Source organism: Nonomuraea sp. MG754425 (assembly GCF_021699195.1).
Classification (GTDB): Bacteria; Actinomycetota; Actinomycetes; order Streptosporangiales; family Streptosporangiaceae; genus Nonomuraea.
This window is the reverse complement of sequence record NZ_SSXE01000211.1, coordinates 21,537-30,734: the sequence shown is the minus strand read 5'-3', so window position 1 is coordinate 30,734 and position 9,198 is coordinate 21,537. Positions and strand designations below refer to the sequence as shown.

The window sequence follows — 9,198 nt, the reverse complement described above, 5'->3', positions numbered from 1 at the left end:
CAGTTGGGGCAAGCAGACCGGCAGGTTCGACTGCTCGACCCCGGGCAAGCCGGCCAACGCCTACGCCCGCGCCCAGGACGTCATGTCCGGCCGCTGGTCGGCCAGCGTCCCGGTCCGCGTCGGCTGCGCCGTCTACTGAGCGGCGCGTACAAAGGCCGCAGTCCCTCCATCGGACTGCGGCCTTTCCGCTGCAGGAAGCGCGGATCTGCGGCAGCAGTTCAACGCGGTGATGCGGCGGTGTCGTACCGGCAGCCCGTCGCGGGACCTGCCCACCGCCGGGTACCGGCCCTGGTCCAGGGTCTACGACTCAGCCACCCCCGCCGCCACCGGGCGTGCCTCCGGTGACGGCCTGTACCTCCCGCCCGCTCAGCGCCTGCAGCGTCTCGCCGTCGGTGTTGCTGAGGATGACACCAACCCAGCCGGTGTACGGGTAGATGTTCCAACTCGCGCCGACCCCAGGGTTGGCGCCGGCGCGCCCGTGCACCCACTGACCGCTGACGATGCGGACCGGCATCTGGTAAGCCCCGAACGACTGCGGTCCGTGGGGGGACTTGGCCGCGGTGAGCACCTCGGCGTAGGGCCGTTCCAGCACCGTGCCGTCGCGCAGCGCGTGCGCGAACCGGACCAGATCCGGTGCGGTGGCGAAGCCGCCGTCCCCGGGGGCATCGATGAAGCCGCGGCCCGGGTTCTTGCCCAGTGTGGTCTCGTTCGAGCTGCTCTGGTCCAGGTTGCGGACGGCGTCCACCACACTCCCGTCGGCCAGCGTCATGTAAGGGTGCGCGATGTGCGCATCGGTGAGCCACTGCGGTCTGGTGAAGAACGCCGAGCCGGCCATGCCGCAGCGCTGGAAGATGTTCTCCTCCACGTAGTCCCAGTACGTCTTGCCGGTCACCGCCTGCACGATCAGCGCCGGGATGACGATCTCGGCACCGGCGTGGCCGGTGGAAGTGCCGACGGGTGCCGCCAGCTTCGAATGGCGGGCCCACTGCCCGTAGAACTCCTGCACCTCCTCCCGGCTCTGGAAGATGCGTTCCACGTCCTCGTCCGGGCTCTCCATCCCGGAGATGTTGGCGAGCATGTGGTGGATGGTCACCTGCTCAGCGATCTCCTTGGCGAAGCCCGTCAGGTAGGTGCCCACCGTGTCCGACAGCTTCAGCTTGCCCTGCTGCGCCAACTGCAAGATGGCCACCGCCTGGAACGGCTTGCCCGCCGAGCTGAGACTGAACGCGACGCCTTCGCTGTTGGCGATCCCCTTCTCCTTGTCGGCCATGCCATAGCTGCGCGACAGCACCGTCCGGCCGTTGTGCGACAGCAGCACCACGCCGGAGAACTTGCCCGCGGCGGCCAACTGCGCCACGTACGTGTCGTAGGCCCCGCCGGGCAGCGTGTCCGGCGGGACGTCGGAGTCCGCGTCACCGCCACCGGCTCCCGCCGTGACCGCAGCGCCCAGCAGCGGCACGGTCGCGGCGGCGCCGGCCGCCACGGCTGCGCCCCGCAACAGCGAACGCCGGTTCCACACTCCGTCAACAGCCACGTCTTCTCCTCTTTGTGATCACCTTTGGGGCGACTCCTGTCCAGCGGGCCGGGTCGCAGCGCCTCAGGCCTGCTCGGCTCGCGCCGCCTGATGGGGGCGATGCCGGAGCCACCCCGCAGGTGGCTTTCCGTGGACGGCCTGTCAGCCCCGTCCACTGTCGACCGGCCGTGTCCCCGCCACGTCCGCGCCATGTCATGGGTGTGTCACGGTTCGCGCCGGCAGTGGCTGCCGCCAGGGAGGCGGATCGGGTGCGGCACCGCTGGTGCTGCGCCGATCAATCCGTGTGGACGTATCGCGGGCATATCGAAAACCGCATACGCCACGGCAACCGGCTTCTGTCTTCAGTGGAGGCATGGACCACAGCGCATCACTGTCAGCGCGGGCGTGTCGTAGGCGCCGGATCGTGCTCGTCAGTCCGTCGATCTATGCGGACTCGCCCGCCCAGTCGAAACCTTGCACCTGCGGCAAGGCCACCGAGCCGACGGCTTCTGCGGCCGCGCTTTGAAGAGCAGACGGAGCGAGGAGGTCCCGGTCGTGGACCCCCTGGTAGAGATCGCCATTCCCGTCTACAACGAGAAACACGTGCTGGCGCACAGCGTGCGCCGGTTGCACAGCTATCTGGAAGAGACCTTCCCCTACCGGTTCCAGATCACGATCGCCGACAACGCCAGCGTGGACGGGACCTGGCAGGCGGCTGTGGAGTTGGAGGCCGCGCTGCCACACGTGCGGGCGGTGCGGCTGGAGCAGAAGGGCCGGGGCCGGGCGCTGCGGCATGTGTGGAGCCGCAGCGCCGCCGACGTGGTCGCCTACATGGACGTGGACCTGTCCACCGACCTGGACGCGTTCCTGCCGCTGGTGGCGCCGCTGATCTCCGGGCACAGCGATCTGGCGATCGGGTCCCGGCTGACCCGCGGGTCGGCGGTGGTGCGCGGCCCGAAACGGGAGCTGATCTCCCGCTGTTACAACGTCCTGTTGCGCACGACGCTGGCCGCTCGCTTCACCGACGCCCAATGCGGCTTCAAGGCCGCCCGGACCGTGATCGCACGGGCGTTGCTGCCGTCGGTGCAGGACGAGAAGTGGTTCTTCGACACCGAGTTGCTGCTGCTGGCCGAGTGCAACGGGCTGCGCATCCACGAGGTGCCCGTGGACTGGATCGACGACCCCGACAGCCGCGTGGACGTCCTGCGAACCGCGCTGGATGACCTGAAGGGCATGGCCCGGGTGGCGCGTCGCATGCTGACGGGCGCGTTCCGCGCCCCGGTGGAGAGCCGGCCGCGCCCGCAACTGCCGGCCGGGATGGCCCGGCAACTACCGGCCTTCGCGATCATCGGGATGTTCAGCACGATCGCTCAACTGGTGCTGTTCGTGCTGCTGCGCACAGTGATGGGACCGCTGTGGGCGAACGCGGTCTCGCTGGTGATCACCACCGTCGGCAACACCGCCGCCAACCGCCGCTTCACCTTCGGCGTGACCGGGTCAGAGCGGGCGTTCCGGCAGCAGCTCGAGGGCGGTGCGGCGTTCCTGCTCGGGCTGGCGCTGAGCACCGGCGGTCTGGCACTGCTTCACGCGCTGGCGCCAGAGGCGTCACGTGCCGTCGAGATCGCCGCGTTGGTGACCGCCAACGGGGTCGCGACGCTGGTGCGATTCATGCTGATGCGCGTCTGGGTCTTCCACCCACGGCGTCTGGGGGGCCGACCGGCTCCGGCCGAGCCGGCGACCGTCTGCACGGGCAGGAAGGACGAGGTTCGATGACCGCCTCCGCACGTCATGCACGAACGCTGCCCGATCCGTCGGGACGATCCGCGTCCAACAGGAACCAAGGCGGTCACCGTGCCGTATGGGGGCGGCTGCGCCGGCTGGCCTTGGGCGGGCCGGAAGATCCGCGCTGGTCGCGTCCCGCGCTCTGGGGCGTGCTGCTGGCGGCCTTCGTGTTGTACGCATGGAGCCTGTCGTCGGCCGGCCACGCCAACTCCTACTACTCGGCGGCGGTCAAGAGCGGCACCGAGAGCTGGAAGGCGTTCTTCTTCGGCTCGCTGGACTCCGAGTCGTTCATCACCGTGGACAAGCCCCCGATGGCGCTGTGGGTGATGGGCCTGTTCGCCCGCGTCCTGGGCTTCGGGACGTGGAGCCTGCTGCTGCCGCAGGCGCTGGCGGGAGTGGCCGCCGTCGCGGTGCTGCACGCCACGGTGCGGCGGGCGGCTGGGCTCCCGGCGGCACTGATCGCGGCCGGGGTGCTGGCGCTGACGCCGATCACCGTCGCCATCAACCGCGAGAACGCCCCCGACCCGTTGCTGGTGCTGTTCCTGGTGCTGGCCGGGTGGGCGTGCCAGCGCGCGATCGAGACGGGACGCCTGCGCTTGCTGCTGGCCTCGGCGGTGTTCGTGGGGTGCGGGTTCACCACCAAGATGTTGCAGGCGTTCGTGGTCGTCCCGGCGCTGGTGCTGGTCTATCTGATGGCGGCCAGGCCGGACGTGCCGCGCCGGATCCGGCATCTGCTGGCGGCCGGTGCGGCGCTGGCGGCGTCGAGCTCCTGGTGGATGGTGGTGGTCGACCTGATCCCGTCCGGGAGCCGCCCGTTCATCGGCGGCAGCACCGACGGGACCGTGTGGGACGTGGTCATCGGCTTCAACGGCCTGGGCCGGATCTTCGGTGAGGGAGGAGGTTCCGGCGGAGGCGGTCTCGGCGCAGGCAGCGGTGGTTTCGGTGGCGCCGCGGGTGCGGGACGGCTGTTCAACGACATCGTCGGCGGCCAGATCTCCTGGCTGCTGCCGTTCGCGGTGCTCGCGCTGGTGACGGGGCTGGTGCTGCTGCGGAAACGGCCGCGCACCGATCTGGCGCGGGCCGCGCTGGTGCTGTGGGGCGGCTGGCTGGCCGTGCACTACGCGGTGTTCAGCTTCGCCGGGGGCGTGTTCCACCCGTACTACACCACGGCGCTGGCCCCCGCGATCGCCGCACTGACCGGCTCGGGCGGGGTGCTGCTGTACGGCGCGTACCGGCGGTCGGTCCGCTGGTCGTGGGTGCTGCCGGTGGGCGTGGTGGCCACGGGCGCGTGGTCGTTCGTGCTGCTGAACCGCACTGCCGAGTGGAATCCGTGGCTGCCCTGGGTGGTCGCGGCGGCGACCGTGGCGGCGGTGCCGGCGCTGGTGGCCGCGCGGCTGCCGTGGCGGCGCGGCCGTGGGATCGCCGTCGCGTCGGTGGCGTTCACGCTGGTCGCGGCGCTGGCGGGCCCGGGAGCGTACGCGTCGGCGACCGCGTTCGGCGGCACGGACCACTCATACGGCAACGCGCTGGCGGGGCCGTCCACGGAGCAGCGCCCGAATGGTCAGGGTCCTGGAGCGCGGCAGCCGGGCGGGCAGGGCCAGGCCCAGGCGGGGGGCGGCGGCGTTCGCGTGGTCGGCGGGCCGGCCGCTGAGTTGAGTCCCGAGTTGATCGGCTACCTGCGGCGGAACCGGGGCGATGCGCGCTGGCTGGTCGCGGTGTCCGCTGCCCAGCAGGCCGCGGGAATCATCTTGTCGACCGGCGAGCCGGTGATCGCGATGGGCGGCTTCACCGGGCAGGACCCGGCGATGACGGTGGCCAAGCTGCAGGACTCCATCAAGAACGGCGAGCTGCGCCACATCCTGCTCGACGCGTCGGACAGGGGTCCGGCCGGTCCTCGTAAGGGCGTGATCTCAGCCGTCGCGGAGTGGGTACGGCAACACGGCACTCTGATCGACGCCGGCGAGTACGGAGGTTCCGGCGGGCCCTCGAAGGGCGCCGGGCAGCAACTGTACCGGTTGGGCTGAGGAGCAGCCATGGTGGGATTGACGCGAACCTTGTCCATCGCCCGGCGGCGTGCGCGGTCCGCCGGGGGCGACCCGGCCTGGGCCCGTCCCGCGCTTGTGGCGCTGCTGGCCGGCACGGCCGTGCTGTACACGTGGAGGCTGGGCGCCTCGGAGTGGGCGAACTCCTTCTACTCGGCCGCGGTTCAGGCCGGGGCGAGTAGTTGGACGGCGTTCTTCTTCGGCTCCTCCGACGCGGCGGGCGCCATCACCGTGGACAAGACGCCCGCCGCGTTGTGGCCGATGGCGATCTCCGCACGGTTGTTCGGGCTGAACTCGTGGAGCATCCTGATGCCGCAGGCGGTGATGGGCGTGGCGACCGTCGCGACCGTGTACGCGGCCGTGCGGCGCGCGCTGGCCGGCACCGTGCCCGCGCGTGTCGAGGCGGGCGCGGGGCTGCTGGCCGGTGCGGTGCTGGCACTGACGCCGGTGGCCACGCTGATGTTCCGGTTCAACAACCCGGACGCCTTGCTGGTGCTGATGCTCACGGTGGCCGCGTACGCGCTGGTGCGCGCCCAGGCGGAGGCGAGTACCCGATGGCTGGTGGTGTGCGGGGCGTGCGTGGGAGCGGGGTTCCTGGCCAAGATGATGCAGGCGTTCCTGGTCCTGCCCGCCTTCGGGTTGGTGTACCTGCTGGCCGCGCCGACGCCGCTGAGGCGCAGGATCTGGCAGTCGGCCCTGGCCGCGGCCGCGATGCTGGCCGCCGCCGGCTGGTGGGTGGCCATCGTCGCGCTGGTGCCGGCCGACGCTCGTCCTTACATCGGCGGTACGCAGGGCAACAGCGTCCTGGAGCTGGCCCTGGGCTACAACGGGCTGGGCCGGCTCAATGGCGACGAGGTGGGAGGGCTGGGCAACACCGACGACGACGCCGGGTGGGGCCGCCTGTTCGGTTACGCCACCGGCGGCCAGATCTCCTGGCTGCTACCGGCCGCGCTCGTCCTGCTGGTCATCGGATCGTGGACGCTGAGGAGCGCGTCGCGTACCGACCGGGTGCGCGCCTCGTTGGGGCTGTGGGGTGGATGGCTGCTGGTCACCGGTGTGGTGTTCAGCCTGATGCAGGGCATCTTCCACCAGTACTACACCGTGGCGCTGGCCCCGGCGGTCGCCGCGCTGGCCGGGTTGGGCACCGGCCTGTTGTGGCCGCGGCGGCGCACGGTGGCGGGTGCGGCCACGCTGGCGGCGGTCGTGGCGGTCACGGCGGCGTGGTCCTGCGCGGTGCTGCAGCGTACCCCCGATTGGCATCCGTGGCTGGGCCCGGTCGTTGCCGTGGGTGGCCTGGTCACGGCCGGGGTGCTGCTCAGAGCCGCCTACCTGCCAGAACGGGTGGTCGCGGCGGCGGCCGTGGCGGTGTCGCTGGCGGGGCCGGCCGCGTACGCACAGGACACGATCGCCTCCCCGCGTAGCGGGGTGATCGTAACCGCCGGGCCCTCGCTCGCCTCAGGCGCCGGTCTGATGCGGACAGGAGCGGGCGGGGGGAAACAGCAGGATGGCACGGCGCGGCAGGATCGGTCCGGGCAACCCGCGCGTGGTGGCCGCGAGGTCCTCATGCGCTCCTCACCTCCCCCCAGTGCTGAACTGGTGGCGCTGCTGAATGCGAACGCGGACTCCTACCGGTGGCCCGCCGCGACGTTGACGTCCCTCAACGCCGCGGTGTACCAGTTGGCCACGCGAACGCCGGTGATGGCGATCGGCGGCTTCAACGGCACCGACCCGGCTCCCACACTCGAGCGGTTCCAGCAGTACGTGGCCCACCAGCAGATCCACTACTTCGTGGACGGCGGCGGGATGAGCTCGGCCGGCGACGGCCGTCCCCACGGCGGCAGCGATGCGGGCCGGCGGATCGCCGAGTGGGTGAAGACCAACTTCACCGTCCGCACGGTCGGCACCGCCAAGGTCTACGACCTCACAACCCCCACCTGATGCCCCGGTGGCGCGAGTGCAGCCCGTCCCGGCCATGGCCTCGGGAAGCCGGGGATGGGGCGCAACGGCATACGCCGGCGATATGCCGTGCTTCCTAGGCTCGCGTCATGCGCGTACTGATCGTGGAGGACGAGCCCTACCTGGCCGAAGCCATCCGTGACGGTCTCCGGCTGGAAGCGATCGCCGCCGACATCGCCGGCGACGGCGACTCCGCCCTGGAACTGCTCAGCGTCAACTCCTACGACCTCGCGGTCCTCGATCGCGACATCCCCGGCCCGTCCGGTGACGAGATCGCCGGCCGGATCGTCGCCTCCGGCAGCGGCATCCCGATCCTCATGCTCACCGCCGCCGACCGGATCGACGACAAGGTCTCCGGGTTCGCGCTCGGCGCAGACGACTATCTCACCAAACCGTTCGAGCTTCGAGAGCTCGTCCTGCGGCTGAGGGCGCTGGACCGCAGGCGGGCGTACGCCCGCCCCCCGGTCATGGAGATCGCGGGCCTGCGGCTGGACATCTTCCGCCGGGAGGTCTTCCGCGACGGGCGTTACGTGGCGCTCACCCGCAAGCAGTTCGCCGTACTCAACGTCCTCGTCGCCGCCGAGGGCGGGGTCGTCAGCGCTGAAGAGCTACTGGAGCGGGCCTGGGACGCCAACGCCGACCCCTTCACCAACGCCGTCCGCATCACCGTCTCCGCCCTGCGCAAACGACTCGGCGAGCCATGGCTGATCGCCACGGTGCCCGGTGTGGGCTACCGAATCGACAGCGGCATGGACCCCGTCCACCCTGACCGCACTCATGAATAGACGCCCAGGGCTCAGCGTCCGCCTGAAACTCACCATCAGCTACGCCGGATTCCTCCTTCTCGCCGGCGCTCTCCTGCTGGCCGTGGTGTGGGTGTTCCTGCTGCGCTACGTACCCGACCGCGTCAGCATCATGGCTCCCATATACGTGCCCAATCGCACTGACCTCCTGCAACTCTTCCTCCCCGCCGCGGCCGTGGCGCTGGCCTTCCTCCTGGTGTTCGGGCTCATGGGAGGATGGGTCCTCGCCGGCCGGATGCTCGCCCCACTGACACGGATCGCGGACGCGGCACGGATGGCAGCCGGCGGGTCGCTCTCCCACCGGATCCGGCTACCGGGCAGCGAAGACGAGTTCCGCGAACTGGCCGACGTGTTCGACGCCATGCTCGAGCAACTCGAATCCCACGTCAGCCGGCATCAACGGTTCGCCGCGAACGCCTCCCACGAACTACGCACCCCGCTGGCGATCTCGCGGACGCTCCTCGACGTCGCCCGCAACGACCCCCCACGGGACCAGGTCGAACTCATCGAACGCCTCAGTTCCGTCAACACGCGGGCGATCGACCTCACCGAGGCCCTCCTGCTGCTCAGCCGCAGCGACCGGGGTAGCTTCAACCCCGGGCCCGTCGACCTGTCTCTCATTGCCGAAGAAGCCGCGGAGACGCTGCTTCCCCTCGCGGAAAAGCGCCAGATCGCGCTCGAGGTCACCGGCGGGAAGGCATGGTCCGCCGGCTCCGCGGCGCTCCTGCTGCGGATGGTGACCAACCTCGTCCAGAACGCCATCGTCCACAACCTCCCCAGCAGGGGCACCGTCACGGTCCACACCGAATCGCGGCGCGACGCGAGCGTGCTGCGGGTCGAGAACACCGGCCATCGGATCCCAGCGGAACTCGTACCGACCCTCACCGAACCCTTCCAACGCGGAACCCAACGCGCACGCACCGACGACCACGCGGGCGTCGGCCTCGGGCTGGCCATCGTGCACAGCATCGTCCAGGCACACGATGGGACACTCGACCTCACACCCCGCCCCACCGGCGGGCTCCTCGTCACGATCCGGCTTCCCGGCACCGCGCGAGCATCGTCCCCGAACAGCGTCCGGTAGGGAGTGCCTGACAATTCG

Annotated in this window: 6 protein-coding genes; 5 read left to right on the top strand and 1 reads right to left on the bottom strand. The window is 70.7% G+C overall.

Annotated features, from left to right (window positions below; translation table 11 throughout):
• Positions 1 to 307: 307 nt before the first annotated feature.
• Positions 308 to 1,534: a serine hydrolase gene (locus tag FAF44_RS44690; RefSeq protein ID WP_237109520.1), complete on the bottom strand. Its 1,227-nt coding sequence runs from the start codon at positions 1,532 to 1,534 to the stop codon at positions 308 to 310.
• Positions 1,535 to 2,068: 534 nt separating this feature from the next.
• On the opposite strand from FAF44_RS44690, the gene FAF44_RS44685 reads away from it, so the two are divergent.
• The 5 genes from FAF44_RS44685 to FAF44_RS44665 all read left to right on the top strand — a co-directional run bounded on the left by FAF44_RS44685 (position 2,069) and on the right by FAF44_RS44665 (position 9,180).
• Positions 2,069 to 3,286, top strand: coding sequence for a bifunctional glycosyltransferase family 2/GtrA family protein (locus tag FAF44_RS44685; RefSeq protein ID WP_237109519.1), 1,218 nt, complete (start codon positions 2,069 to 2,071; stop codon positions 3,284 to 3,286).
• A complete protein-coding gene (locus FAF44_RS55365; protein ID WP_272895883.1) occupies positions 3,283 to 5,319 on the top strand; it encodes a glycosyltransferase family 39 protein in 2,037 nt (678 codons plus the stop codon). The genes FAF44_RS44685 and FAF44_RS55365 overlap by 4 nt, the downstream gene beginning before the upstream one ends.
• Before the next feature lie 9 nt (positions 5,320 to 5,328).
• Positions 5,329 to 7,275 carry a glycosyltransferase family 39 protein gene (locus FAF44_RS44675; protein ID WP_237109518.1) on the top strand — a complete coding sequence of 649 codons (1,947 nt, stop codon included), beginning with the start codon at positions 5,329 to 5,331 and terminating at the stop codon, positions 7,273 to 7,275.
• 107 nt (positions 7,276 to 7,382) lie between these two features.
• Positions 7,383 to 8,078, top strand: coding sequence for a response regulator transcription factor (locus FAF44_RS44670; RefSeq protein WP_237109517.1), 696 nt, complete (start codon positions 7,383 to 7,385; stop codon positions 8,076 to 8,078).
• Positions 8,079 to 8,160: 82 nt separating this feature from the next.
• Positions 8,161 to 9,180 carry a HAMP domain-containing sensor histidine kinase gene (locus FAF44_RS44665; RefSeq protein ID WP_308193495.1) on the top strand — a complete coding sequence of 340 codons (1,020 nt, stop codon included), beginning with the start codon at positions 8,161 to 8,163 and terminating at the stop codon, positions 9,178 to 9,180.
• Positions 9,181 to 9,198: the final 18 nt, after the last annotated feature.

Excerpts from the sequence above, each read along its gene's own strand:
- FAF44_RS44670 (WP_237109517.1), top strand. The coding sequence starts at position 7,383 with ATGCGCGTACTGATCGTGGAGGACGAGCCCTACCTGGCCGAAGCCATC.
- FAF44_RS44675 (WP_237109518.1), top strand. The coding sequence starts at position 5,329 with ATGGTGGGATTGACGCGAACCTTGTCCATCGCCCGGCGGCGTGCGCGG.
- FAF44_RS55365 (WP_272895883.1), top strand. The coding sequence starts at position 3,283 with ATGACCGCCTCCGCACGTCATGCACGAACGCTGCCCGATCCGTCGGGA.